General features: G+C 73.0%; 27 protein-coding genes and 1 pseudogene. 14 read left to right on the top strand and 14 right to left on the bottom strand.

The window, feature by feature from the left end:
* Window positions 1–61: 61 nt before the first annotated feature.
* From COUCH_RS11830 to COUCH_RS11840, 3 genes are all read left to right on the top strand, one after another.
* Complete coding sequence (locus tag COUCH_RS11830; RefSeq protein ID WP_249612124.1) at window positions 62–1,000, top strand: ribose-phosphate diphosphokinase; 939 nt, start codon at window positions 62–64, stop codon at window positions 998–1,000.
* Complete coding sequence (locus COUCH_RS11835; RefSeq protein ID WP_249612125.1) at window positions 997–1,917, top strand: glycoside hydrolase family 88 protein; 921 nt, start codon at window positions 997–999, stop codon at window positions 1,915–1,917. Before COUCH_RS11830 ends, COUCH_RS11835 begins: the two co-directional genes overlap by 4 nt.
* A gap of 420 nt (window positions 1,918–2,337) precedes the next feature.
* Window positions 2,338–2,973 carry a hypothetical protein gene (locus COUCH_RS11840; protein WP_249612126.1) on the top strand — a complete coding sequence of 212 codons (636 nt, stop codon included), beginning with the start codon at window positions 2,338–2,340 and terminating at the stop codon, window positions 2,971–2,973.
* Window positions 2,974–3,150: 177 nt separating this feature from the next.
* Here COUCH_RS11840 and COUCH_RS11845 read toward each other — a convergent pair whose 3' ends face one another.
* Both COUCH_RS11845 and COUCH_RS11850 read right to left on the bottom strand, forming a co-directional pair.
* On the bottom strand, window positions 3,151–4,125 hold the full coding sequence (locus tag COUCH_RS11845; RefSeq protein WP_249612127.1) for a helix-turn-helix transcriptional regulator: 975 nt from the start codon (window positions 4,123–4,125) through the stop codon (window positions 3,151–3,153).
* A 48-nt stretch (window positions 4,126–4,173) separates the two neighbouring features.
* A complete protein-coding gene (locus COUCH_RS11850; protein ID WP_249612128.1) occupies window positions 4,174–6,234 on the bottom strand; it encodes a response regulator in 2,061 nt (686 codons plus the stop codon).
* 315 nt (window positions 6,235–6,549) lie between these two features.
* Between COUCH_RS11850 and COUCH_RS11855 the strand changes: the two genes are divergently transcribed.
* The 3 genes from COUCH_RS11855 (at window position 6,550) to tuf (ending at window position 9,893) form a co-directional block, all read left to right on the top strand.
* Window positions 6,550–8,280, top strand: coding sequence for a serine/threonine-protein kinase (locus COUCH_RS11855; protein WP_249612129.1), 1,731 nt, complete (start codon window positions 6,550–6,552; stop codon window positions 8,278–8,280).
* Window positions 8,281–8,295: 15 nt separating this feature from the next.
* Window positions 8,296–8,601, top strand: a complete 306-nt coding sequence (locus COUCH_RS11860; protein ID WP_249612130.1) for a hypothetical protein — start codon at window positions 8,296–8,298, stop codon at window positions 8,599–8,601.
* A 104-nt stretch (window positions 8,602–8,705) separates the two neighbouring features.
* Window positions 8,706–9,893, top strand: coding sequence for an elongation factor Tu (gene tuf, locus COUCH_RS11865; protein WP_249612131.1), 1,188 nt, complete (start codon window positions 8,706–8,708; stop codon window positions 9,891–9,893).
* A 37-nt stretch (window positions 9,894–9,930) separates the two neighbouring features.
* Here tuf and COUCH_RS11870 read toward each other — a convergent pair whose 3' ends face one another.
* Window positions 9,931–10,332 carry a PLD nuclease N-terminal domain-containing protein gene (locus tag COUCH_RS11870; RefSeq protein ID WP_249612132.1) on the bottom strand — a complete coding sequence of 134 codons (402 nt, stop codon included), beginning with the start codon at window positions 10,330–10,332 and terminating at the stop codon, window positions 9,931–9,933.
* Window positions 10,333–10,591: 259 nt separating this feature from the next.
* On the opposite strand from COUCH_RS11870, the gene COUCH_RS11875 reads away from it, so the two are divergent.
* Genes COUCH_RS11875 through COUCH_RS11885 form a run of 3 tightly spaced genes read left to right on the top strand, consistent with a single transcriptional unit; the run spans window position 10,592 to window position 14,136 of the window.
* Window positions 10,592–11,110, top strand: a complete 519-nt coding sequence (locus COUCH_RS11875; protein ID WP_249612133.1) for an RNA polymerase sigma factor — start codon at window positions 10,592–10,594, stop codon at window positions 11,108–11,110.
* The gene (locus tag COUCH_RS11880) at window positions 11,107–12,501 is read left to right on the top strand and encodes an extracellular solute-binding protein (RefSeq protein WP_249612134.1); all 1,395 of its coding nucleotides are present in this window, start codon (window positions 11,107–11,109) and stop codon (window positions 12,499–12,501) included. Before COUCH_RS11875 ends, COUCH_RS11880 begins: the two co-directional genes overlap by 4 nt.
* A gap of 27 nt (window positions 12,502–12,528) precedes the next feature.
* On the top strand, window positions 12,529–14,136 hold the full coding sequence (locus COUCH_RS11885) for an alpha/beta hydrolase family protein (protein ID WP_249612135.1): 1,608 nt from the start codon (window positions 12,529–12,531) through the stop codon (window positions 14,134–14,136).
* A 12-nt stretch (window positions 14,137–14,148) separates the two neighbouring features.
* Here COUCH_RS11885 and COUCH_RS11890 read toward each other — a convergent pair whose 3' ends face one another.
* Together COUCH_RS11890 and COUCH_RS11895 are read right to left on the bottom strand one after the other, a co-directional pair.
* Window positions 14,149–14,703 (bottom strand): hypothetical protein, encoded by a 555-nt coding sequence (locus COUCH_RS11890; protein ID WP_249612136.1) that lies wholly within the window; start codon window positions 14,701–14,703, stop codon window positions 14,149–14,151.
* A gap of 75 nt (window positions 14,704–14,778) precedes the next feature.
* Entirely contained in the window at window positions 14,779–14,958 is a 180-nt protein-coding gene (locus tag COUCH_RS11895; RefSeq protein ID WP_249612137.1) for a hypothetical protein, read from the bottom strand.
* Between the two features lie 59 nt (window positions 14,959–15,017).
* On the opposite strand from COUCH_RS11895, the gene COUCH_RS11900 reads away from it, so the two are divergent.
* Window positions 15,018–15,674, top strand: a complete 657-nt coding sequence (locus COUCH_RS11900; RefSeq protein ID WP_249612138.1) for a response regulator — start codon at window positions 15,018–15,020, stop codon at window positions 15,672–15,674.
* Between the two features lie 41 nt (window positions 15,675–15,715).
* Here the strand turns inward: COUCH_RS11900 and COUCH_RS11905 are convergent, their stop codons facing one another.
* Together COUCH_RS11905 and COUCH_RS39145 are read right to left on the bottom strand one after the other, a co-directional pair.
* Window positions 15,716–16,522 carry an SGNH/GDSL hydrolase family protein gene (locus tag COUCH_RS11905; protein ID WP_249612139.1) on the bottom strand — a complete coding sequence of 269 codons (807 nt, stop codon included), beginning with the start codon at window positions 16,520–16,522 and terminating at the stop codon, window positions 15,716–15,718.
* Window positions 16,523–16,690: 168 nt separating this feature from the next.
* Window positions 16,691–16,876: a hypothetical protein gene (locus COUCH_RS39145; RefSeq protein WP_430640919.1), complete on the bottom strand. Its 186-nt coding sequence runs from the start codon at window positions 16,874–16,876 to the stop codon at window positions 16,691–16,693.
* 60 nt (window positions 16,877–16,936) lie between these two features.
* On the opposite strand from COUCH_RS39145, the pseudogene COUCH_RS39150 reads away from it, so the two are divergent.
* Window positions 16,937–17,200, top strand: a pseudogene (locus COUCH_RS39150) (ATP-binding protein); the annotation flags it as partial.
* Window positions 17,201–17,359: 159 nt separating this feature from the next.
* Entirely contained in the window at window positions 17,360–17,746 is a 387-nt protein-coding gene (locus COUCH_RS11915) for a hypothetical protein (RefSeq protein WP_249612141.1), read from the top strand.
* On the opposite strand, the gene COUCH_RS11920 is transcribed toward COUCH_RS11915, so the two are convergent.
* Genes COUCH_RS11920 through COUCH_RS11940 form a run of 5 tightly spaced genes read right to left on the bottom strand, consistent with a single transcriptional unit; the run spans window position 17,723 to window position 20,620 of the window.
* A complete protein-coding gene (locus COUCH_RS11920; protein ID WP_199516749.1) occupies window positions 17,723–18,016 on the bottom strand; it encodes a DUF6510 family protein in 294 nt (97 codons plus the stop codon). The genes COUCH_RS11915 and COUCH_RS11920 overlap by 24 nt on opposite strands.
* The gene (locus COUCH_RS11925; protein WP_249612142.1) at window positions 18,013–18,762 is read right to left on the bottom strand and encodes a ferredoxin reductase; all 750 of its coding nucleotides are present in this window, start codon (window positions 18,760–18,762) and stop codon (window positions 18,013–18,015) included. The genes COUCH_RS11920 and COUCH_RS11925 overlap by 4 nt, the downstream gene beginning before the upstream one ends.
* The gene (locus tag COUCH_RS11930) at window positions 18,732–19,331 is read right to left on the bottom strand and encodes a sulfite oxidase-like oxidoreductase (RefSeq protein WP_249612143.1); all 600 of its coding nucleotides are present in this window, start codon (window positions 19,329–19,331) and stop codon (window positions 18,732–18,734) included. The genes COUCH_RS11925 and COUCH_RS11930 overlap by 31 nt, the downstream gene beginning before the upstream one ends.
* Window positions 19,332–19,370: 39 nt before the next feature.
* Window positions 19,371–20,102 carry a hypothetical protein gene (locus COUCH_RS11935; RefSeq protein WP_249612144.1) on the bottom strand — a complete coding sequence of 244 codons (732 nt, stop codon included), beginning with the start codon at window positions 20,100–20,102 and terminating at the stop codon, window positions 19,371–19,373.
* On the bottom strand, window positions 20,099–20,620 hold the full coding sequence (locus tag COUCH_RS11940) for a SigE family RNA polymerase sigma factor (protein ID WP_249612145.1): 522 nt from the start codon (window positions 20,618–20,620) through the stop codon (window positions 20,099–20,101). Before COUCH_RS11940 ends, COUCH_RS11935 begins: the two co-directional genes overlap by 4 nt.
* A gap of 109 nt (window positions 20,621–20,729) precedes the next feature.
* Here COUCH_RS11940 and COUCH_RS11945 point away from each other — a divergent pair, with 109 nt between their 5' ends.
* A complete protein-coding gene (locus tag COUCH_RS11945; protein ID WP_249612146.1) occupies window positions 20,730–21,344 on the top strand; it encodes a hypothetical protein in 615 nt (204 codons plus the stop codon).
* Here the strand turns inward: COUCH_RS11945 and COUCH_RS11950 are convergent.
* Entirely contained in the window at window positions 21,341–22,174 is an 834-nt protein-coding gene (locus COUCH_RS11950; RefSeq protein ID WP_249612147.1) for a patatin-like phospholipase family protein, read from the bottom strand. The genes COUCH_RS11945 and COUCH_RS11950 overlap by 4 nt on opposite strands.
* 133 nt (window positions 22,175–22,307) lie before the next feature.
* On the opposite strand from COUCH_RS11950, the gene COUCH_RS11955 reads away from it, so the two are divergent.
* The gene (locus tag COUCH_RS11955) at window positions 22,308–23,030 is read left to right on the top strand and encodes a hypothetical protein (protein ID WP_249612148.1); all 723 of its coding nucleotides are present in this window, start codon (window positions 22,308–22,310) and stop codon (window positions 23,028–23,030) included.
* Between the two features lie 152 nt (window positions 23,031–23,182).
* Here COUCH_RS11955 and COUCH_RS11960 read toward each other — a convergent pair whose 3' ends face one another.
* The gene (locus COUCH_RS11960) at window positions 23,183–24,943 is read right to left on the bottom strand and encodes an IPT/TIG domain-containing protein (protein ID WP_249612149.1); all 1,761 of its coding nucleotides are present in this window, start codon (window positions 24,941–24,943) and stop codon (window positions 23,183–23,185) included.
* Window positions 24,944–24,975: the final 32 nt, after the last annotated feature.

The following is a 24,975-nucleotide window of genomic DNA, read 5'->3' on the forward strand; positions in this document are numbered from 1 at the left end:
GGATCACAGCACCCGGTGGTCGCCCGTCCGTGTCGGGACCCCGGACATTAGGGTGTGCCCCGTGCGTGACATCGCCGTGTTCACCGGAAGCGCCCACCCCGACCTCGCCAAGGAGATCTGCGAGCACCTCGGCGTGCCGCTGCTGCCCGCGCGGACGTCCCGGTTCGCCAACGACTGCATCGAGGTGCAGCTGCAGGGCAACTGCCGCGAACGGGACGTGTTCCTCATCCAGCCGCTCGTGCCCCCGGTGCAGGAGAACCTCGTCGAGCTGCTGTTCATGCTCGACGCGGCCCGGGGCGCGTCGGCCGGGCGGATCACCGTCGTCCTGCCGCATTACGCGTACGCCCGCAGCGACAAGAAGGACGCCCCCCGCATCTCCATCGGCGGCCGCCTCGTCGCCGACCTGCTGCAGACCGCGGGCGCGCACCGCATCCTCGCGATGACCCTGCACTCCCCGCAGGTCCACGGCTTCTTCAGCGTCCCGGTCGACCACCTGCACGCGCTGCGCGAGCTCGCCAACCACTTCCGCGGCTACGACCTGAGCAACACCGTCGTGGTCTCACCGGACCTGGGCAACGCCAAGGAGGCGGCGGCCTTCGCCCGGATGCTCGGCATCGAGGTGGCCGCCGGCGCCAAGCAGCGGTACGCCGACGACAAGGTCGTGATCAGCTCGGTGATCGGCGAGGTCGCGGACCGCGACGTGATCATCCTCGACGACGAGATCGCCAAGGGCAGCACGGTCTTCGAGCTGCTCGGCCGGCTGCGCGAACGGCACACCCGCAGCATCCGGGTGGCCTGCACGCACGGCCTGTTCGCCGCCGACGCGGTGCAGCGGCTGTCGGCGGAGAAGGACGTCGAGGAGATCGTCTGCACGAACACCGTGCCGATCCCGGCGGCAAACCGTACGGACAAGCTCACCGTGCTGTCCGTGGCGCCGGCCCTGGCCGAGGCGATCCGCCGCATCCACAACGGAGAGTCCGTCAGCGCGCTGTTCACATGAGCACGCCCGTCCTCACCGCGCTGCTGGCGATGCAACGCCAGTCGTGGGAGCAGGGCGTCGCCGCGCAGGCCGCGCTCGACCTCGGCCACGACGATCTCGCCGTGCTGCTCGCCGAGGCGGCCGTGGCGCGGCAGAGCCCCGACGGGCGCCTCGGCGACGTGGACGGCGAGGCCGGGGCGGTCAACGGCGCCTGCTGCGGGGAGGCGGTGCTGGCGGCGTACGCGCGTACCGGTGATCAGATCTTCGCCGAAGCGGCCCGCCGCCAGCTCGCCTGGCTGGCCACCGACGCGCCCCGGGCCGCGGACGGCACGCTGTTCCACCTGCTCGGCGGCCGCGAGGCCTGGGCGGACACCGTCTACATGGTGGTGCCGTTCCTCGCGCTCAGCGACCGCCCGGACCTGGCCTGGCAACAGATCGACGGCCACCGCGCGCGGCTCTGCCACAACGGGCTCTATGCGGCGATCTGGTCCGAGGACACCGGTACGCTGCGCCGCGCCGACCGATGGGGCGGTGGCAACGGCTGGGTGGTGGCGGCCGTGGCCCGTACGCTGCGCCTGGTCCCGGGGTTCCCGGACGCCGACCGGCTCGCCGCGCACGCCCGCGAGGTGCTCGACGCGTGCCTGCGGCTGCGCCGCGCCGACGGCCTCTTCCACGACGTCCTCGACGACCCGTCGACCTTCCCGGAGACCAACGCGGCGCAGATGTTCGCGTACGCGGCCCTCACCGGCGCGGCCGACGGCTGGCTCCCGGCGGCGTACGCGGACACCGGCCACGACCTGCTCACGGCGGCGACCCGCAAACTCGACCGGTTCGGCGTCGTCCGCGGCGCGGCGGCCTCCCCGCACTTCGACCGGCCCGGCGCGTCCAGCGAGGCCCAGGCCTTCCACCTGCTCGCCCGCGCCGCCGCGGGGCTGTAGGCCGGCTTCTCCTCGGCTGCAGACGCTGGGCGACGTGCCGGCCGATGCTGTTGCACGCTTCGACCGAGCACGCGTTTCGCGCTGACCGCGATGGCCGGGAGCGCCTTGCGGATCCGCGCCGATGACCTCCCCGCGCCAGCAACCGGCCCGAAGCGAGATCGACCCCGCAGGCCTCTGCTTGCCTCTCCGCGCCGCGGTGACCGGCCAGCGCTGGGCAGCGCGCCGACGGGCGATCCCACCCGTCAACCCGACCAAGCCTCACCGGGCTGCGATCGTAGATTCGAGTATTCCGCCCGTCCGGCGCGCGGCTTGACCACGCATATTCTGGCCGATCTTCCGGCTGTATCGCTGTGGTGGTCGTCGCATTTCGCGGTGATCGATCAGTGTGGTGACGGGGGTCCGGTGCGGGAGAATATACGCATGCGGCAGCTCGAGCTCTTCTCCACTGCGGAATTGACGGTGATGCGTGACCGGACGGCGTCGCGTCGCTATTGTGCCGCGCGGGAGGAGTTTCGTCGCGAGCACGCCCGTCGCCGGATGTGGGGGTTGGCGCGACGGCATGCCGCGAAGCTGCGTCGCCTGCACGAAGATCGGGGCGCGGACCGGCCGGCCGGGGCAGGCAGCCGGGTGCGGCCGAGAGCATGGCGCGGGCTGGCGGCGCCGGCGGAGAGGACGGCGATGGACTGCAGTCCGATGGAAGGATCGGTGTCGGAGCGCGCGAAGGGGCGGCCTGTCAACGACGCGGAGCCGCACGGTGGCGCGCTGGTGGCAGTGGCGCGAGCCGCCGCCGCACCGGCAGCAGTCGCGGCTGCCACCACGGCGGAGCCCGGAGCAGTTCCGGCTGTGGCCGCCGCCGCACCGGGTATCGCCACAGCCCAGCCGGTTGCGCACCCGGACGTCGTCGCCCGCCCGGTAGCCGGGGTTGCCATGGCGTCGACCGTGAAGTCGCCGTTGATGGCGGAGAAAGATTTTCGGCGGCACGGACGTGCCAGGAGAAGTGCCATTCTGCTGGTGGTCGATTTGTCAACGAAAATCATTTCACATCGCTGGCTGTAGGAATGAAGGCGTGCGCGCTCGCATGCGCCGAGTCGACTGTAAATAAAGGACCACCGCGACATTGGCCAACTATGTCGGGCGAGGGTCACCATAATTGCGGAGGAATGCGATACAGCTAGGTGCGAACGATGCCATCGGGTTCTAGAAACGGCACGCCGCCAACGCGTCAGGTGCACCTCAGGGCGCGCCCGTTGCTGCTTTGTGAAAGCGGTCGGCCAGGTGGGCGAAGGCGTCGGTGAGCTCCGGCGGCCCGACGACCTCGATGTCGGCGTCGTAGCGGGCGAAGGCGGCCGCCAGGGCCGGCCAGGACCACGAGCCGAGGGTGAGCCGGCAGCGGCCAGGGCCGGCCTCCTCGACGATGCCGTCGCGGGTGTACGTCGCGATCGTGGCGGGCGGCGCGCCGAGGACCACGGTGCCCCGGCAGGGCCAGGTGCCCGAGGCGTCGGCGGAGCCGCGGAAGACGCCGGTGACGTACGCGGCGACGTCCCCGCCGGGCAGTTCCCGCGGCGTGAAGCGGGGACCGTTGGGGGTGCGCAGCCGCAGCCGGTCGGCGCGGAACGTACGCCAGTCCGCGCGGTCCAGGTCGAAGGCGATGAGGTACCAGCGCCCGTCCCACACGACCACGTGATGGGGTTCGGCGCGGCGCGGGGGCCCGTCCACGGCGTCGCCGTAGTCGAAGCGCACGGTCTCCCGGGCGTGTACGGCGGAGCTGAGCGCCACGAGCACGTCACCGTCGACGGGCGTGGCCGGCCGGGTGGTGGGCCGTTCGACGGCGGTGACCCGTACGGCGTCGATGCGGTGGCGCAGCCGGGACGGAAGGACCTGCCGTACGGTGGCCAGCGCGCGGGTGGCGTCCTCGGCGAGGCCCGTGCCGGCGGTGGTGGCGGCGATCTGCAGGGCCACGGTGAGGGCGACGGCCTGGTCGTCGTCGAACAGCAGCGGCGGCAGCTCGGTGCCGGCCCGCAGCCGGTAGCCGCCGTCGGGCCCCTTGACCGCGGCGATCGGGTAGCCCAGCTCGCGCAGCCGGTCCACGTCGCGGCGTACGGTGCGCAGGCTGATCTCGAGGCGCTCGGCGAGCAGCGTGCCGGGCCAGTCCCGCCGGCTCTGCAGCAGCGACAGCAGAGCCAGCAGGCGGGCGGACGTCTTCGGCATGACGGCGATTCTGCCCGCGGTAGGTGTCAGTTCCTGGCACCTACCGCGTCAGGGTGTGGGTTTCGGCGGCTGGGGGCCGCACAACGCCCGGATCGCGCCGAGCAGCGTGGAACGGGTGAACGGCTTCTCCAGCAGCATGCTGTTGGCGTCCAGGTGCAGCTGGGGTCCGAGGGAGGCCGCGGTGTAGCCGGACATGTAGAGGACCGGCAGGTCCGGGCGGTGCGTCCGCAGCGCCGACGCGAGTTCCGGCCCGGTCATGGTCGGCATCACCACGTCGGTGATCAGCAGGTCGGGGTGTGCGCCCGCGGCCACCTGGCTGACCGCGGTGAGCGCGTCCGTGGCCACCGTGATCTCGTATCCGGCCGGTTCGATGAGGCGCTGCACGAGCTGGGCCACCTCCGGCTGGTCCTCGACGATGAGGACCCGGCCGATGACCGCCGGGGTGACGCGCCGGTCCACCGCGGACGCGGGGCGTTCCTCGGCCGCCGGCAGGTACAGGTGGACCGTGGTGCCCATGCGCGGCTGCGACTCCAGCGTGATGTGGCCGCCGAGGCCCTGCACGATACCGGCGGCCGTGGCCAGGCCCAGGCCGGCCGCGGTGGGCCGGGTGGTGAAGAACGGCTCGAGCGCCCGCCGGCGGGTCTCGTCGCTCATGCCCACGCCGGTGTCCTGGATGACCAGGTGCACGCAGCGGCCGGCCGGGGCGCCCTCGGTGAGCTGGCCGGGCTCCACCACCTCGTTGGTGGCGGCCACGCGCAGCATGCCGCCGTGCAGCATCGCGTCGCGGGCGTTGGCGGCCAGGTTCACCAGCGCCTGCTCCAGCGGGCCGCGCTCCGCGCGGACCGGCCAGACGTCCGGGCCGAAGGCCAGGTCGAGACCGATGCGCTCGCCGAGGGTCCGGCTGAACAGGCTCTGGACGTCGGTGAGCAGGTCCGGGATGGGGATGATCTCCGGCCGGTTGCCTTCGGTACGCCCGAAGGCGAGCAGCTGATGGGTCAGGGTCCGCCCGGTGGCGACCGCCTGCAGGATGTCCTGGGCCATCTGGTGCTGCGGGCTTCCCTCGGCGGTCGTCGTCGCGATCATGTCGGCGGAGCCGGCGACCACGGTCATGAGGTTGTTGAAGTCGTGCGAGATGCCGCCGATCAGCTGGCCCATGCTGTCGAGCCGGCGCAGGTGGTCGAGCTGGCGCTTGAGGCCCTTGGCGTCGATGTGGTCGGTGGTGTCGGTGACCATGCAGAGCACGCCGCGGTGCCGCCCGCCGTCCTCGAGGGGCATCATGCTCATCCGTACGCTGCGCCGGGAGCCGTCGGCGCGCAGCAGGCTGGTGGCGCCCACGGTGGAACGCCCCGCCTTGCACTCGGCCAGCCGCCGGGTCAGGTCCGCCCGGCCGTGCTCGTCGAGGAAGCCGCGCAGGGAGACGCCGACGAGCTGGGCGCGGGGCAGGCCGAGCACCACCCCGATGGGCTCGTTGGCGTACGTCGCGACGCCGGTCTCGTCGAGCTGCAGCACCCCCTCGGGGATGGTCTCGAGCACCCGGCGGTAGCGCTCCTCGCTGGCCCGCAGCCGTTCCGTGGCCCGCGCCGAGGAGAGCGCCAGCGACAGCTCGCCGGCGATGTCGCGGGCCAGCTCCACCTCGGCGGGCGAGTAGATGGTGCCGGGCGTGGCGCGGGTCAGGGCCAGGTATCCGGCGTACGTGTTGTCGACGATGACCGGGCACAGCACGGCGGCGTGCACCGGCGGCGTGGGCGTGCCCGGGTCCACGTACGCGGCGTGCCGTGGCTGGGGCAGCTCGGTGAGCGGCTCGGTGCCCTCAGCGGCCAGCACCACCGGGCGCCGGCTCGCGGCGAGGCTGGTGGAGAAGTCGTCGTCGGGCAGCTCGCCGGCGCGGTCGAGCAGCTGCGCGTACGGCTCCGCCAGGCTGTCGTCGGCGTGGTGGTACGTGATCGCGTCGTAGCGCCCGTCGTCGCGCAGCAGCTGCACGCCGGCGCCGTCGCCGAGCATGTCCGCGGCGGCCCGCGCGGCGGTCGAGCACACCTTCCCGGTGTCTTCCGAGACGCGGCTCAGCGCCAGCGCCAGGTCGGCCAGTGCGTACCGGAGGGGATAAGCCATGACACCCATGTGGCAACTATCGGCGTAACTGCCGGGCGGTGCGGGCGGTTCACAAGGAATGCAACCGTCCGGCCGAGCCCGATCCCAGCGGTCCCACCCGCCCGATCCTTCACTTACGACGTTCCCGCAGCTCAGAGCCACTTCTATGGGCTCGAACGAGGCGGCGGCCCGGTGGTGACGGGTTGGCGCGGACAACGTCCTGTCGTGCGAACTCCGACGCGAAGAGTTGCGCATTGATACGGACAAACAGCATCATTCCGGTCGGCCGAGTCGATTGCCGTGAAAACGCGGCGGGGCGGAAGGACACGACCACAGGTGGACAAGGATCCCACGAGCAGCGGCGCGCGGGCGGATTCCGACGGCGCGTCGACCCTCGATCTGAGCGGCCGGTGCGTCGGCAGCTCGTACATCCTCATCCGCCCCATCGGGCAGGGCGCCACCGGCACGGTCTGGCGCGGGGTCGACCGCGCGTCCGGTGAGCCGGTCGCGGTCAAGCTGCTGCACGAGAGCCTGCTGCGCCAGCCCCGGCTCGTCACCCGCTTCGTCCAGGAGCGCACGATCCTGCTGATGCTGCGGCACCGCAACGTGGTGCGGGTCCGGGACCTCTTCAGCGTCGGCGAGTCGCTCGGCCTGGTGATGGATCTCGTCCCCGGCGGCAGCCTGCGCGACCACCTGCGCGAGCACCACACGCTGCCGCCCGCCGAGGCGGCGCGGCTGGGCGCCCAGGTGGCGGCGGCGCTGGCCGAGGCGCACGAGCTGGGCATCGTGCACCGCGACCTCAAGCCCGACAACATCCTGCTGCACCTCGAGGACGGGCGCCTCGACATCCGGCTCACCGACTTCGGCATCGCCCGGGTGCTCACCATGCCGAGCATCACCACGACGAACGCCGTGGTCGGCACCCCCCACTACATGGCGCCCGAGGCGTTCCACAGCTCCAGCACCAGCCCCGCCGCGGACGTGTACGCGCTCGGCGTGCTGCTGTACGAGATGGTGTCCGGGCGGCCGCCGTACGACAGCGACACCGTGACCGAGCTGATGCAGCTGCACCTCGTGGGCAACCCCGGGCGCCGGGCGGGCGTACCGGACGCGCTGTGGACCGTCATCACCGGCTGCCTGGAGCAGAAGCCCCGGCTGCGCCCGTCCGCCGCCGAGCTCGTCGCCGAGCTGGAGACCGTCGCGCGGTCCACAGCGGACGTGCCGGCCCTGCCCGCCCCGGCCGTCCGGCAGGAGGCCCGGCCCCGCCGGTCGCGTACCCCCGACCCGGAGCCGCCCGCACCCGCACCCCCGCTGCACCCCTCGCTGGCGAGCATGCGCAAGCTGCCGGTGCCGCGCCGGCGCAACCAGCCGGCGAGCTGGCGGTGGGCCCGGCCGTGGGCGATGATCGGCCTGGTCTGCGCGGCGATGGTCGCCTCGGGCGTGGCCACCACCGCCTGGCACATGGGCCACGCCGACGGCGAGCCGCAGGCGGCCGCCCCGCTCGCCGGGGCGCCGACCGCCGGCCCGGTGGCCCTGACCCCGTCCGCCGTCGCGTCGGCCGCGCCGGCCGGTCGCAAGGGCGCCGGTGGCGCGGCCGCCGACCAGCTCCGCGCGAACGCCCACGCCGCGGCGGCCCGCGCGGTCACGACGCCGCGCGCCCGGCCGGCGACCAAGCCGGCGAAGACCAAGGCCCCGGTCGTCGAGAAGACGGAGGGCCCGTGGGTGTGCCAGGAACGGATCGCCTGGGACTTCCGCAACCCGCTGGTCCCGAGGCCCTGCCACCAGGCGGGGAAGCAGGTCCAGGTAACGGCGAGGCTCACCTCACCGGGCGACGGGACCGGCATCATCGCGATCGGCCTGCTCGACGTGGCCAGCGGCGGGACCGTGGGTGCCACCAAGACGTGCAACCGGCTGGTCTTCACCGACGGCCACCGCACCCAGGCGTGCGGCGCGCTGACCGTCAGCCCGCCCCGGGGACGCCGCTACCAGGCCGTCATGGAGTGGCGCCTGTCCAGCGGCGGCCGGACGCAGACCGGATCGGCGAGGGGCACCGAGTTCTCGTTCTGAGGCTGGGTCCGCACGGTGCGCAGGACACTGGCCGCCGGCCTCGCCGTCGCCGCCGGGGTGCTGGGCCCGGGCGTGGTGTGGACCCTCTCCACGGACGCCGCGGCGGTGCCGTCGTACCACCCGGCGGCTCGGCCCGGCGAAGACCCCGCGCATCGTGACGGCGCCGCTCGCCGACATCGGACGCGTGAAATAAGTTCGCGCACTCTGGCGTTCCGGCCTACCGTGATCGCCATGTTCGCGCCCGGTCTGCAGCTGCCCGCGGGGTTCGCCCCGCCGGTGGCTCCCGCGTGCGTGCTCCGCGGCGCCGATACCCGAATCTGACCCTTCCCCTGCCGCAAGTCCGGCACCACCGGGGGAAGGGTGGTTCGTCCCTGCGCGGGTTCCGGCACCCCTTTCCGTTTCTCGCATCCAGTGAGGACATTCCCATGGCCAAGAGCCAGTTCGTCCGTACCAAGCCGCACCTGAACATCGGCACGATGGGGCACGTCGACCACGGCAAGACCACCCTGACCGCCGCCATCACGAAGGTCCTCGCCGACCGCGACCCGGCAACCAACCGGTACGTCGCGTTCGACGGGATCGACAGGTCCCCGGAGGAGCACGACCGGGGCATCACGATCACGATCTCGCACGTCGAGTACGAGACCGCGCACCGCCACTACGCCCACGTCGACATGCCGGGGCACGCCGACTACGTGAAGAACATGATCACGGGGGCGGCGCAGGTGGACGGCGCGATCCTCGTCGTCTCGGCGCAGGACGGCGCCATGCCGCAGACCCGGGAGCACGTGCTGCTCGCCCGCCGGGTCGGGGTGCCGTACCTGGTGGTGGCGCTCAACAAGAGCGACGCCGTCGAGGACGAGGAGCTGCTCGAGCTCGTGGAGCTGGAGGTCCGCGAGCTGCTCACCGAGTACGGCTTCCCCGGCGACGAGGTCCCGGTCGTACGGGTCAGCGCGCTCAAGGCCCTCGAGGGCGACCCGCGCTGGACCCGGTCGGTCGTGGAGCTGCTCGACGCGGTCGACGCGTACGTGCCGGTCCCGCCGCGGGAGCTCGGCGAGCCGTTCCTGATGCCGATCGAGAACGTGCTCACCATCAGCGGCCGTGGCACGGTCGTGACCGGCAAGGTGGAGCGCGGCACGCTGCGCGCCGGCGAGCCGGTCGAGGTCGTCGGTCTCGGGCCGGCGATCGCCACGGTCGCCATCGGCCTGGAGACCTTCGGCAAGTCGCTGCCGGAGGCCGAGGCCGGCGACAACGCGGCCGTGCTGCTGCGGGGCATCAAGCGCGATCAGGTGCAGCGCGGGCAGGTCGTGGCGCTGCCGGGCAGTGTCACGGGGCACCGCAGCTTCCGGGCCCACATGTACGCGCTGACGAAGGATGAGGGTGGGCGGCACACGCCGTTCGTGGCGAACTACCGCCCGCAGTTCTTCTTCCGCACCACGGACGTGTCCGGCGCGATCGACCTCGGTGACCTGCCGATGGTGATGCCGGGCGACACCGTGGACCTGACCGTGCACCTGGGCAAGGAGGTGCCGATGGAGGCCGGTCTGGGCTTCGCGGTCCGCGAGGGTGGCCGTACGGTCGCCGCCGGCACCGTGACCGAGGTGCTCGACTAGCAGGGAAGGGCCGCTCCGTGAGGGGCGGCCCTTTCCCTTACTGCTGCTCGTCCCGCTTGCGCAGCTCGTCCTCGCGCCGGCGCAGGTCGGCTTCCCACCGCTTCATCATCGACTCGTCCTCCTTGAGCGACTGGGCCAGGTTGCGCAGGAATTCGGGGTCGTCGTCCGGTGCCACCGGTCCCTTGCGGGGGCGCTCGGCTTCGGGGAAGCCGCTGCCCGGGCGCCACATCTCGCCGTTGCTCATGCGGACCGCGCGCGGCGGGCGACCGGCCACGAACCAGGCGATCGCGCCGATCGGGGAGAACAGCAGGATGATGAAGACCCACGCGACGCGCGGCAGGGCGCGGATCGCGTACTCCTCGGCGGAGAGGCAGTCGATCAGGGCGATCACCAGCAGCGCCAGGTCGAGGAGCATGAAGAGCGAGTAGAGGCGGATCATGGCGGAGATGGTCGCAGAATCCCCGGCGCTGCGTGGTCCCACGAACGGCCGAGGCGCGGGCGCCGGGCGCGTCGCGGCCGGGCCGGCGCGGTAGGCCGGCCGGGTCCCCCGTACACCTCGTGCTCCCGGCCGGCGCCACGCACTGGAGAAACGCACGGGAGCCGGTTTTCGCTGCACCGGCGACTGTCGGCTAAGCGACACTCACGCACGCAGCGATATCGATGACAATCGGCGTCTGCCCGGCGAGGGGGTGGGGCACTTGGACGCCGAGGCCGAGGGAGCCGACGAGTTCGCGCGTACCCGGCTGGACGCGTTGCGGCGCTTCGCGTACCTCATCTGCGGCAGCGCGGCGGAGGCCGACGACCTCGCCCAGCTCGCGGTGGTCGAGGTGTGGCGGCGCTGGTCCTCGGTGCGGGTGGACCCGGAGGCCTACGCCCGGCGCATCATCGTCACCCGCAACGTGAGCCGGTGGCGGCGCTGGCGCCGCGAGGTGCCCGCCGACATCGCCGACCGCGACGGCGACGACCCGGCGCGCGGCCGCGTGACCGACCCGGTGCTGTGGGAGGCGCTGCACGCCCTCGGCAAGCCCGAACGCACCGTCGTCGTGCTGCACGTGCTCTACCGGTACACCTTCGACGAGATCGCCGCGATGTCCGGTGAGCCGCGGGGCACGGTGTCGAGCCGGTATTCGCGTGCGCTGCGGACCCTGCGTGACCGGCTGCGGGGGACCGGGGACGCGACCGCGGAGGACAGCTGGACGATGAGGTACGCGCTGTGAACGCCGACCGCGACCTCACCGACCGGCTCGCCGCCACGCTCGCCGAAGCGGGGCAGGCGCTGCCGTACGCACCGGCCGGCACCGTAGCCGGCGTACGGCGCCGCTTCGTGCGACGCCGGCGGCTGCGGGCGGTCGCAGCCGCGGTGGCCGCCCTGCTCGCCCTGACGGTGTCCTCGATCGCGCTGCGCCCGATGGCGGCGCCGACCGCCACCCCGGGCGGCCACCTGCGCATGTGGGCCCTCACCGACGTGGAGCGCAACCCCGGGCTGCGCGGCTGCCTCGATGACGCCGGCGTCCCGGTCGAGCTGACCACGTTCGGCAACGACACGTACCAGCAGCTCATGGCCGCCCCGGGCGCGCCGGGGCAGCGGCCCGACGTCTTCGAGAACTGGGGCGGCGCGGACCTCGGCCGGCAGGCGCACGCCGGGACGGTGGCCGATCTCACCGGTGTCGCCGGTGACGCGGCGGATCTCTTCCTGCCCGGGGTCATGGCCGGCGGCCAGGTCGGCGGCCGGCAGTACGGGCTGCCCGTCACCGGCACCCAGCCGATCGTGCTCTTCTACGACAAACGCCTGTTCGCCGAGGCCCACCTGAGCCCGCCCCGCACGTACGCGGAGCTGCTCAGCGCCGTGGACACCTTCCGGGCCCGCAAGGTCACGCCCATCGCGCTGGCCGGCGCCGCGCGCTGGCCGGCGCTGATGTACCTGATGTACCTGACCGACCGGCTCGGCGGTCCGCAGGTCTTCGCCGACATCGCGGCCGGCCGGCCGGGCGCGTGGCGGCACCCGGCGGTCCGGGAGGCCGCGCGGCTCACCCAGCAGCTGGTCCGCCGCGGCGCCTTCGGCGAGCCCGGCGACGCCCTGAACCTCGAGACGGGCGCGGCCACCGGGATGCTCACCCGCGGCGAGGCGGCCATGCAGCTCATGGGCAGCTGGGAGTACGGCGCCCAGGCCGCCGACGATCCCGCGTTCGCCGCCACCGGGCTCGGCTGGACACCGTTCCCCTCGGTGGCCGGCGGTGCCGGTGACCCGGCGGACCTCGTCGGGGTGCCGGCCAACTACCTCTCCGTCGACGCCGGCAGCCCGTACCGTGCCGAGGCTGCGCAGTTCGTCGCCCGGACCGTCACCTCCGACGCGTTCCTCGACGGGCTGCTCGCCGCCGGCGAGGTGCCGGCGGTCCGGGACCTGGAGCCCCGGCTGGCCGGGCACCCGCACGCGGAGTTCGCCCGCTTCGTCCATCGCCTCGCCGTGGCCGCGCCGAGTTTCACGCTGGCCTGGGACCAGGCCCTGCCACGGCCGGTCGCGTCCGTCCTGCTGGACCGGACGCGGCAGCTCTTCCAGCTCACGATCACACCCGATGAGTTCGTGGCCGCCATGGCCGCGACCGCCTGACCCGGCCCGACCCGAGGGATGGTTCCCGTGCCGATGAAACGCGCCCTGATCGCCGTCACCACCACCGTCGCCCTCGTCCTCGCGCTGGTCGGCCCGGCGCGCGGGAGCCGCCCTCCCGGTACGCCCGGCGCCGAGCGTGCCGCCGTGCCGGCCACGGACTGCACCGCCCATGTGGGCTACCACCAGGACGCCGACCTGCCCGGGTACGCGGTGCCCGGTGCGGGCGGGAGCCGGGTCTGCGTACCGTTCACTTGGATCGACTGGGCGCCGGCCGGCTATCGCGGGGACTACCGGGTGCGGGAGTTCTCCTTCGCCGCTGCCGAGCGCCGGCTGGACGCGTGCAAGGCCGATCCGGCGTGCACGGCACTGTCCGATGTGGCCGGTTACCGGCCCGCCGAGTTCCGCAGCACCGGCGAGATCGTCGGCTTCGGCAAGGTCGATCCGTACGCCTCGAACCTCGACCTGACCCGGATCCGCCGGCCGGGCTTCTTCGCGCGGGCGCCGTACGCGGAGCGCATCGCCGCTGCCGAGCCGCAGGCGTGGACGGTGGAGTTCACGGTGCCGGCCGAGCCGTACGAGGTGATCAACCGCGGGATCACCACGCCGGTGCGGCTGCGGGGGTGGTACCTGCGCGGGGACGGCGTACGCGACCCGAGTGGGCGGCGGACCCGGGCGCTGGCCGTGCTGCTCGGCGGCCGGACCATCGAGACGACCGCGGTGCAGGACCCCGCCGACCCGCTGTACCTGCCCGGCGCTGCCGGCGGCCACGACGGCGTGGCGTACCCCTCGCGGGGCACCGAGAAGTGGGGCGCGCGGCAGTGGCGTGAGTATCTGGACGCGTTGCGCCGCGCCGGGTTCGACGTGCTCACCGTGGACAAGCGTGGTCACGGGATCTCCGGCGGCCACAGCGCCGACAACACGCTCCAGCAGGGCCTGGACATGTTGCGCATGGTGGACGCGCTGGCGGACGGCGACGGGGTGCGCGCGCTGGGCCCGGACCGGGTCACCCGTACCGGCCGGGACGCCGTGCGGCGGATGACCGGAGCGGCCGACGCCCGCACCATGCCGATCCTGCTGGGCGGGGCGAGCCAGGGCGCGTACGCCACCCAGTGGGCGATGGACGCCAACCTGCACCGCTGGTGCGCGCTGGACACCCCCGGCCGCCCGTGTTCGCCGCCGTGGGGCCACCGCAACATCCGCGGTGCACTGCTGCTGTCCACGTTGTGGGGCATGCCGTTCGGCGACCCGGGCGACCTCGTCTACACGGCGGCGCACGCGGAGGTCAACCACTCCATCTACACGCCGACGTCCGAGCCGCTGGCCGGCATCGGCGACTGGCCGGCCGTGTTCATCGGCAAGGGGATCTGGGACGAGTACGAGGGCCCGCTGGGTGTGTTCAGCGCGTACCAGCGTTCCGCGGGCCGGGCCGAGCTTGTGCTCGTCCGGGGGCCGCACTCGGAGAACGAGCACGGCACGGCCAACGTCGCCGTCATGCGTGACCGGCTCGTCCGGTTCGCGGTGCGCGCGGTCACCGGGACCCGCGTGGCCGGCCCCCGCTACGCCACGTTGCGCGACGCGATCGCGGCGAGCCCGCCGACGTGGGAGCCGTCGACCACGCCGACGCCGGTGGGCTGAGCGCCGGGCGGGTCAGCGGCCGGCCGCGGCGTCGTACCGGCGCCGCAGGTCGGCCATCTCCCCGTCGGAGAGCGCCTCCTTCTGCGCGAGCTCGGCGTACCTGCCCGGGAACATCTGCTTCAGCCGGTCGATGTACGGCACGCCGTCGGTGGCCTCGACCACCTGGATGCCCGGCGGGTCGGTGGACATGTCGAGGATGACCGGGCCGGCCAGCTTGACCGCCACGTCCCAGGGGCGGCCCTGCTCGGCGACGCCGCACAGGTGGAAGCCGTAGACGGTCCGTACGTCGGCGAGCGCGCTCGCCCCGGCCGGCTCGTACCCGTAGACCCGGACGCCGCAGATCACCGCGGGCTTCGCGTCCTCGGCGCCGGCGGGCTGGTGCCCGGCGTGGTGGTGCTGCCCCGGGTCCGACCGCTCGAGCGTCGTGCGCATCCGGTCGGTGATCTGGCCGGTCAGGTCCGTACCGTGCGCGTCCGAGCCCGCCGTGGTGGCCAGCGCGACCGCGCCGGCCGTCGCTGCCACGACCAGCCCCGCCGCCCACCTGGTGCGCGTGCGGTTCCACGTCATGAGCTTCTCCGTCGTCGGCGACCGGGAGCCGTGGGAGCGCTCCCGGTCGCAGCATTTCATCAATATGTCTCGATATCAACCAGCCGCCTTCGACGCGTACGCCGTGGTGTACGTCTTGCTCAGGTCGACCTGGTCCTTCTTGCCCCGCACGTTCGGGGAGAACTGGCTGAGCACCTCCAGCACGTTCGCCGCCCCCTCGGGCTTCATCAGGCCGTCGCCGTTGAACATGCCGACGCTGTCGTGGATCGCCTGCACGTCGCCGTGCTGGAGGCCCGGCTGCCCGGCGCCCTGCATCCCGCGCCGGCGGGTGTGCCGTGATCCGGGTGCTGGTGGTGGAGGACGACTTCCGCGTCGCGAAGGTGCACGTCGGCTTCACCCAGCGGGTCGACGGCTTCACCGTGACGGGTGCGGCCCGGACCGCCGCCGAGGCCCGCTCGATGCTCGCCGCCGGGGGGATCGATCTCGTGCTGCTCGACACGTTCCTGCCCGACGAGTCCGGGCTGGACCTGCTGCGCGAGCTGACCGCCGACGCCATCATGCTCACCGCCGCCTGCGACGCCGCCACGGTCCGCACGGCGTACGCCCGTGGCGCCCTCAACTTCCTCGTCAAGCCGTTCACCGCCGAGCAGCTCGCGGACCGGCTGGTGGCGTACCGGCACTACCGCTCGGTGCTGTCCGGCGACCGTACGCTCAGCCAGGACGAGATCGACCGGTGCTGGCGCGTGCTGCACGAGGGCGACCGCCCGGCCGCGCCGAAGGGCCAGTCCGCGGTGACGCTGCGCCTGGTGAGCGAGGCGTTGCGTTCCGCCGGTACGCCGCGCACGGCCGCCGACGTCGCCGATGAGCTGGGAATTTCCCGGGCGACCGCCCAGCGCTACCTGGCGGCCCTGGCCCGTGACGGGGCGGCGGAGATGCGGCTGCGGTACGGCGCCACCGGCCGCCCCGAGCACCGGTACCGCTGGGCGGGGTGACGGGCCGGCGGGGTGGGGACTCCCCGCCGGACCGCCGCGCGTCAGCGCAACGCCGAGGTCAGCGCCGGCAGGTAGCCGTACCGGTAGCCGTTGCCGGTGGGGTGGAAGGAATCGGTCGGGGGCAGCACCGTCAGGCCATGCAGCCACGGGCTGGCGCCGCAGATCCCGTGCCCGGCGAACTCATCGGTGACGTCGGCCCACGTCGCGCCGGCGGCCCGGGACCGCTCGGCGATGACCCGGTTGAGCTCGACCGCGCCCTTGTTGATGGACTTGCGCTTGGGGATGCTCATGCCGGCGAAGCCGCAGCTCGGTGCGGTCTCGTCGAAGAGGATGGGGTAGCCGAGCACGACGATCCGCGCGTTCGGGGCCTTGCGCTGGATGTCGCGGTACGTCGCGTCGAGCTTGCCCGGGATGTCGTCGGAGAGCGCCTTGATCGCGATGTCGACGGTGGCCGCGCAGGCCGCGTCGCTGACCAGCGTGCAGGTGATGATCGTGGGAGCGAACCCGACGTCGTTGCCGCCGATCGTCAGCGTCACGAGATCGGTGCCGCTGGAGAGCGCGGAGAGCTGGGTGGCCCGCAGCGTGTCGGTGGTGGCCCCGCTGCAGGCGGCCGAGCGGTACGACTTCGGGTCGTTCGCGGCGTCCCACAGGCCGGGGTAGCCGTTGGGGCTGCGCAGGCAGAGTCCGCTCTGCCCGGAGGCGCCGACGCCGGACGAGTAGGAGTCGCCCAGGGCGACGTAGTCCCACTCCGAGGGGGATGACGGGGCGGCGGCCGCGGGGGCCGCCGTGAGGAGGGTCAGCAGGGTCGAGAAGACGAAGCAGGCGAGGACGGTGGTACGTCTGCTCATCGGGGTGGCCTCCGGTCCGCGGGGGATGGGGGCCGGAGCGCTCCGGTTACCGAACAGTAAGTCAAGGGTCCAGGGAAAGAAACACAGTGACTTTCCGGTTACCTCGTAGTAACATCCGTCGATGTGACCTGCATCTATGCCATGCAGTCATGTTCCATGTGCGGAGCGCTATGACGTGGTCGGCAGCTCGCAGCTGATCAGAACCCGCGTTTCCGTGCCGGGCATCGTGTCGATGTGGAGCCCGCCGCAGATCTGCCCCGCCACCCAGATGCTGTGCCCGCCGATGTGTCCCGCCCGGCGGCGCAGCGTCTCGTCCAGCCGCTCCGACGCGATGCCGGGGCCGTCGTCCCTCACCTGGCACCACAGGGTCGAGCCCTCCCGCCACAGCCGGGGCAGCGGGTCCGGCTCATCGACATGGCCGGGTCCGGTCGCAACCCGGGCCGGATCATCCCGGTGGTGCTCCGCGCCGTCGCCGGTGCCCGCGGGCGCGGTCACCGACGCCTTCGACGCGGACACCTTCCACGCCTGCGCCGCATCGTCGTCGACCGTGCCCGGTCGGGTGGTACGCCGCCGGAGCGCCTGAACGACGTCGCGGTCGCGGTGAGCGAGCCGGCCACCAACGCGGTGGTCCACGGCGGCGGAGCGGGCCTGCTGCGCTCGTGGACCGACAGCCGGTACTTCGTCTGCGAGATCGTCAGCACGGGACGGACCGCCGACGTCCTCGCCGGGCGCCGTCCGGTGCCGCCGACCGAGGTGAGCGGATGGTGCCGGCGCCGCGCTGACAACGCACAGCCGTTTGTCAGCGTGTGCACAGCCCCGCGGATTAGCGTCGGTGGCATGGACGAGAACAGGGCCCGCCGGGTGGTCGAGACGCTCCGCGCTCGCAACGTCTTCGCGCACGTGAAGCTGCCGCACGCCGGCATCACGCAGTACGGCATCCGCGTCGTCCTGCCCGACGGCCGTGAGGCGATCTGGGACAACGACGGCACCGCGGGACTCGAGGCGCAGATCATGCGCAACGGGGTGCTCGTCGGCTTCGTCCCGTCGATCCCCGGCTCCGAGAACTTCACCGACGAGCAGATCATCGAAGCCGTCGCCGCCGCGGACTACGACCAGCCCATCGGCCGGTCCCGTCCCACCCGTCCGGCGCGGGCCGAGCGCGTCCCCGCGGCCCCCCGCCCGGCCGGACTGGCCGAGCGGCTACGCCGGACCTTCCGCGACTGACTCCTCCGGCAGCGCGATCCGCAGCGACACCGCGCCGCGCACGTCGAGCCAGGCCCGCCCCGGCGCGCGGACCAGCCGCAGGACCACGTCCTCGCAGCCCGGGCAGCGGGCCACCAGCCCGGGCGCCGGGCCCCACACCAGCAGGGCGGCCACGGCGCTCGGCCGCCCGCACCCGGCGCAGGTCGCCACCGCCTCGGTCAGGTCGACCGCGAAGATCTCCCGCAGGTCGCCGGCCATGGCGTTGCCGTCGAGCTCGAAACCGGTGGTCATGCCGTACCCCCGAATCGCTCGGTCCTGATCGTGGACGCGTCATGCCCCAGCGCGACGAGGATGTCCGCGGCCGCCTCCACGAACGACGTGGGCCCGCAGACGAAGACGTCGGGCGCGAAGTCCGGCGGCCAGCCGTGCGTGTTCAGTGTCGCGACGCCGATCCGGCCCGGCGGCTGCGGCCAGTCGTCCGGCGTCTTGCGGGTGTAGGCGATGTGCACGTCCAGGCCCGGGTCGTCGCGGACCCGCCGGGCCAGCTCGGCCGCGTAGAGGGTGTCCTGCGGGGTGCGCACGGAGTGGACCAGCCGGAACGGCTGGCGCCCGCGGGCGTCGCCGCGCGCCCGGATCATCGCCATGAGCGGGACGACGCCCGAGCCGCCGGCCACCAGCAGCACCGGCGCCGGCGTGCCGCGCCAGACGAACCATCCGCCGACCGGGCCGCGCAGCTCGAGTTGCTGACCGGGCTCCAGCACGTCCGTCAGGTACGACGACACTTCGCCGTCCGCGACCCGCTGGACCGTCAGCTCCACCCGGCCGCCGTCACGCCACGCGGACGCGATCGAGTAGCTGCGCTGGGCCGAATAGCCGTCCGGGGCGGTCAGGCGGACGTCGACGTGCTGGCCCGGCAGGTGACCGGGCCACTGCGGGATGTCGAGGACCAGGGTGCGCGCCGACGGCGTCTCCCACCGGGCCTCGGCGACGGTGGCGACCCGCCAGATCAATCGCCCTGGTACCGCTGCTCGCGCCATGGGTCCCCGTACATGTGGTAGCCGGCCTCTTCCCAGAAGCCGGGCTCGTCCTGCTGGAGCATCTCGATGCCGTTGACCCACTTCGCGGACTTCCAGAAGTACAGCGCGGGGACGACGAGGCGGGCCGGGCCGCCGTGCTCCGGGTGCAGCGGCTCACCGTCGAAGGTGTGCGCGATCCACGCCTTGCCGTCGAGCAGGTCCTCCAGCGGGACGTTCGTGGTGTAGCCGCCGTAGCTGTGCACCATCGTGAAGTCCGCGGTGGTCTCCACGTTCTCGAAGAGCGCGTCCAGCGGGACGCCGCGCCACGTCGTGCCCAGTTTGGACCACTTCGTGACGCAGTGGATGTCGACCGTGAAGTCCTCCTGCGGCAGCGCGTTCAGCTCATCCCACGACCAGCTCGTCCTCGCGCCGGTCTCGTCGGTGATGGCGAACGACCACCGCTCGAGCGGGACCCGCGGCGTCGGCCCCGCCGAGAGCACCGGGAAGTCGTGCGTGAGGTACTGCCCGGGCGGCAGGTCGGGGCGCGAGGAGCGCCGCCGCCCGCCGAAGCCGGGAGAGATGATGCTCATGCCCAGCAGTAAACCCCACGATCACGTGACGCGACAGGCTCAGCCCACGCCGAACGAGGCGCCGGACCCGGTGAGCAGCCCGCCGTCCTTGTCGAACGCGGAGAGCTTCGTCAGCGCCGCGCCGGGCTTGATCTCGGCCGGGTCGAACCAGAACACGACGATCGAGGGGTCCTCGCTCCACACCGCGGTACGCGCCTGCACCTGGCGGCCCTTCGTGGTCACGGTGATCTTCGCGACGCCGGGGCCGGCGTAGTAGCCGAAGGCCGGCGTGGGAACGCCGTTCACCTCCATCGGACCCTCCGGCGAGTGGAACCCGGGCGCGCGGTCGGAACCCTCCGTCTCGTTGATGAGGATGTCGCTGACGAGGCCGCCCTGCGCCGTACGCCGGCCCAGCACCAGGCCGAACGTCACACCCGGCAGCGCGTCCTCCTCCAGCGGCTTGACCCAGAGCACCTGCTCACCGGCGGAGGTACGCAGCCCGGTCTCGATGACGTCGCCGAGCACGTCGCCGGCCGGGGAGACTGCCACCCGGCCGGGCGACCCGGCGGCTGGCACCGAGCCCGGTGCGCCCTCGTCGCCGCCGAGCCGGGCCACCTGCGCGCCGCCCACGAGCAGCGCCAGCACGGCGACGCCCGCGGTGGCGCCCACGGCGAAGCGGCGCCGGCGGCGCAACCGGCCGCCCTGCGCCAGGACGGCGTCGAGATCGAGGGGGCGCGGCTCGAAGTCCGGCGTCGAGTGCATGGCGTCCTTCAGGTCCTCGAGGTCGTTCATCGGATGGCTCCGCTCTCCATGCTGTGCCGGGGCGAGGGGATCGAGACCCGCAGCTTCGCGAGCGCCCGGGAGTTGAGGCTCTTCACCGTGCCCAGCGAGAGGTTGAGCTCGCGGGCCACGTCCACCTCGGTGATGTCGAAGAAGTGCCGCATCACCACGACCGCGCGCTCGCGGGGCGACAACGCCTTCAGGGCGCCGATCAGCCAGCGGCGGCGGGTCACGTCGTCGGCCACGTCGCGGGCGACCGGCTGCTCGGGCAGCTGCTCGGTCGCGTACTCGCGCATCGGGCGGCGCCACTGGTCGGTCAGCAGGTTGGCCAGGACGGTACGGGTGTACGCGTACGGGTCCTTGCGGCGTACCCGGCCCCAGGAGGCGTACACGCGCACGAGGGCCGCCTGGGCCGCCTCCTCCGCCTGGTGCCGGTCCCCGGTCAGCAGGTATGCGGCACGCTGCAGCCGCGCCGAGTTCGCACGCGCGAACTCGACGAACTCTTCGTCGCTTCGTCGGCCTGATCTCACGGCGTCAACGACGAGCGGGAGGCGGAAAAGGTTGCGGCAACCTTCCGGGTTCCCCAGCCGTCTCGATCTGCGGTCCGTACCATCCGCCCATCCTGCAGGAGCGCAGCCCATGAATCTCTCCCGGAACCGCTGGATCCTCGCCGCCGGGGTGACCGGCGTGGCCGTCTCGGTCGCGATCGCCGGCGCCGTCGCCGCCAACGCCGCCCAGGATCCAGCCCCGGTCACGTCGCAGGCACCGGGCCGCCCGTCCACGCCGGAGGCGCCCCCGGCCGCGCCGAAGACGATCGGCGACGTCATCGACACCGGGATCGCCGCGAAGCAGGGTGCCTGGGTGCTGTGCTTCGTACCGGTCAAGGGCATGGCCGGCACGTCCTTCGGCGTGATGGCCGGCCGCCGGCAGGCGAGCGGCGCGGTCACCGCCGACATCATGACGAACGAGACCACCGGCTCCGACCGGGCGCCCGGCTTCCACGCCGTGGAGGGCGCCATGGAGGTCAACGGCGAGCCCTCGCCCACGTTCGGCTACTACGTCGGCCCGGTCACGAAGATCACCGCGCGGGCCGGCGGCCGGACGGTCACCGCGACCACCGCGGCGTGGAGCGAGGACGCCTCGGTGAAGGCGTTCTGGTTCGCCCCGGACGCCGGCGCGGTGTCCGACCTCAAGGCGTTCGACGCGGCCGGCAAGGCGCTGCCGGAGGGCAACTCCGGCGTGGCCGTCGGCTAACCCCACACCTCGCGGACCCGCTCGGCCGCGTCCGCCGCCTGCTCCCGCCCCGCCCGCGCGGCCGGGGCCCGGCGCGACGGGTCGAGCGGGTTGCGCCCGATCGCGGTCAGCGCGGCATCGCTCGGGCTCACCACGGCGGACCGTACGCCGGGCCCCAGCGCCCGTGCCTGCGCCCCCGGACGATCGGCGCGCCGGGCGGCGGCGACGAGCGGCGCGATCACGACGACCCGGTCGTACCCCCGGGCCAGGTCGACGTTCGCCACCGACCGGACGCCGCCGTCCACGTAGCGCCGGCCCGCCACCGTCATCGGCGGCCACACCAGCGGCACCGCGCAACTCGCGGCGACCGCGTCGATGAGCGACACCCCGCTCTGCGCGTCGAAGACGGCCACCTCGCCCGTCTGGGCCTCCACCGCCGGCACCAGCAGCCGGGCCGCGGGCCACTCGTCGCGGCGTACGCGGGCCGCGATGGCCGTACGCCGCTCGGACTCCGGCACGGTCCGGGCCCGCAGCGCGGCACGGCCCAGCCGGGCTCGCCCCCGCGCACGGTCACCCGGCCAGAGCGCGGCCAGCACGAAGCCGAGCAGCACCCGCGACCCGATCGTCGCGTCCGGGTCGCCGCTGGTGTCGGCGAGCTCGTGCTCGTACAGCTCGGCGACACCGGTGCCGCCGGTGAGCTGGGCGGCGACGACCGACCCGGCGGACGTGCCGACGAACAGGTCCGCGGTGGTGAGGTCGACACCCCGCTCGGCGAGACCGTGCAGCAGGCCGATCTCCCAGGCGACGCCGGTGACGCCGCCACCGCCCAGCACGAGCGCGCGCTTCTCCATGCGCCCACTATCCCGCATCCGGGGTTCGCCGTTCGGACCCGCTATGTCCGATTCGTTTGGGACGATGGCGGTTCGGGGCCTGCGCCCGCGAGACCGCGGGGCCGACCCAGTCGAGAACCCGCAAAGGATGAGCATGCGCAACGAAGTGCACGACGACGACCCGGCCGTCTCCGACTCGGTGGTCGCACGCCGCAACCGTCGCCGCAAGCAAGCACTGGCCGGGGTGGCCGGCCTGGCCGTGCTGGGCGCCGCCGCGTTCGCGGTGACCTCGCACGTCACCGCCGAAACCCGCACCCACGAGACCGCCGGGGAGGCGCAGGCGCACGCCCAGGCGCACGCGCCGGCGGACGCCGGGGCGACCTCGTCGCCGGCCGCCGCCGACGGGGTCGGGACAGCGCCGGACGACGCGGCCTCCGCGGCGGCGAAGCCGAAGACCACGAAGGAACAGATCGAGGCCGTCAAGGGCGCGGCCGTGAAGAACACCACCCAGCGGATCCGCCGGCCGCTGCCGCCGGCGGCGGATGCCGTCTCGGATGAAGACCTCACGGTCGCCACGATCGGCTCGCTCAAGGACGACAAGTCCTCGATCAGGGTGGTGTCCGCCCGGCTCGACCTCACCGGGCAGCGGGAGCTGGGCTGGGTGGCGGACAAGGGGCAGAAGGTGGGCGCGGCGAGCTGCACCCAGAAGATCCGGGTCAGTCCCGACATGCCGGCGCGGGTCCGGCCGACGCTGCTGCTCTGCTGGCGGACCAGCGCGAGCCGGAGCGTCTACACCGTCGCTGTGGACCTCAAGGGCAAGCCCTCCGCCAAGGCGAGCGTCGCGCAGATCGACAAGGCCTGGTCGGCGCTTTCCTGATCGGTCCGTACGTCATCGGCCGGCCGCACTCCTGCGGCCGGCCGATTGTCATATGCCTGGCGTCAAAGGGCGGTGGCCCGGAGCGGAACGCTCCGGGCCACCGTTTCGTGCTCTGCGCTGTCATGACTGTCAGGTGAAGCGGTACCGATCGATCAGTACGGGGCGACGGTGAACGTCGAACCGCTGGAGATGATCGAGGTCGCGTTGGCCGCGAGCGTCGCACCGGGCTCGGCGTCGGTCACCACCTCGATGGTGTAGCTGCCCTCAGCCGGGTCGCTCGTGGACGTCGTGCCGGCGGCGACGAGCGTGTTCGCCAGGTCCAGCTGGCAGATGATCTCCGTGTCGCTGATCGGCACGACGTTGGTGCACTCCGTCACCGGTGGGGCGTTCCAGGTGCCCGAGCCCGGGCTGGCCTCCGCCGAGCTGTACCGGTCGTCGACCATGAACACGTGGGTGTCGTTGTCCTGCGGCGAGGTGCCGAAGGTCAGGCTCGAGAAGCCGGCGCCCAGGATGTCGATGTACGGAGTGGTGCCGGCCGGGGCCGTGTTCGGCGCCACCGTGATGCCGTACGTGTAGGTGTACGGGGTGCCGACAGCGTTCTTGGTGCCGGCCGCGGTGGTGACGCTGACGTTCGCGCTGCCCGGTGCGTGCGCGGTGGTGTAACCGGTGATCGTCGTGCCGTTGACCACCCGCACCCGGGTCAGCGGGCTGCCGCCGACCGAGGCGCTGACGACGGCGTCGGCGGCGGTCGGGAAGCCGCTACCGGTGATCGTCACCAGGCTGCCGCCCTGCGCCGGGCCGGCGGTCGGGGCGATGCTGGTGACCCCGAGCGCCGGAGCGATCGTGTAGGTCGCCGGCACGGCGACCAGCGCGTCCGACGACGAGGTGCCGGTGTAGATGCACACGTTGTACGGGGCCGTGGTCTCGCCGCCGTTGAGGACCACGCCGATGGGCACCAGGATGGCGACCTTGTTGTCCGTGATCCGGTTGACCGTGACCGAGGCGATCGGCGTGCCGGTCTGCGGGTAGTACGGCGTGCAGTTGTCCCGGGAGAAGACCACCTTCGGCGTGGCCACGCCGGTGAGGAACGCGGTCGTGGAGGACACCGTGATGGTGTTGCCACCCGCGTCCGGGCCTACCGCCGGGCTCAGCGAGACGGTCGGCAGCGCGCTGTAGGTGGTGCTGCCGATCAGGGCGCTGGTACCCGCCGTGCCGTTGTAGATGCAGACGTTGTAGACGTTCGGAGCGACCAGGCTCGTGGGCGTGGTGATGCTGGCTACCGACGTCGACGTCTTGGACGCCGTCGCGACGATGTTGCCCGCCGTGGTCGTGTACGTCGTTGGGCAGGCGGCGGTCGAGAACGTCGCGCCGACGGCCGTGGCGGCGCCGATGAACGTGTTGCCGGCCGGCGAGCCGGTGGCGGTGACGGTGGTCGCGGTGCCGGCGGCGCCGGCGGTCGAGCTGAGGGTCGGCGACGCCAGCGACACGGTGTAGGTGTTCGTGGAGTGGCCGATCAGCGCGCCGGTCGTGGACGTGGTGGCCACGTTGTACAGGCACAGCCGGTAGGCGCCCACCGGCAGGCTCGGGGCGATGAAGCTGCCGTCGTTGTCGTTGCCGACCTTCGACACGGCGACGGTCACGTTGGTGGTGGTGTTCGCGGTGCCCGGAGCGGCCGCACAGGAGCCGGCACCCGGGATCAGCCGGCCACTGTAGGTGGTGGAACCGGTGAAGACGCCGGTACCGGTGAAGGTCACGGTGTTGCCGCCACCGGTGGGGCCGGTGGTGGGGCTGAGCACGACCGCGGTGTCGGCTGCGAACGCGGGCGTGGCGGTCGCGAGCACGGCGGCCGCGATCACCCCGGTGGCGATCCCGGCGCGCGTCAGCCGGGATCGTGTGGACGTGGACTTGCGCATGCGTGGTCCTCCTACGGTCATCAGTGACCGCG

This window comes from Couchioplanes caeruleus, from assembly GCF_023499255.1.
GTDB classification, from domain to species: Bacteria; Actinomycetota; Actinomycetes; order Mycobacteriales; family Micromonosporaceae; genus Actinoplanes; species Actinoplanes caeruleus_A.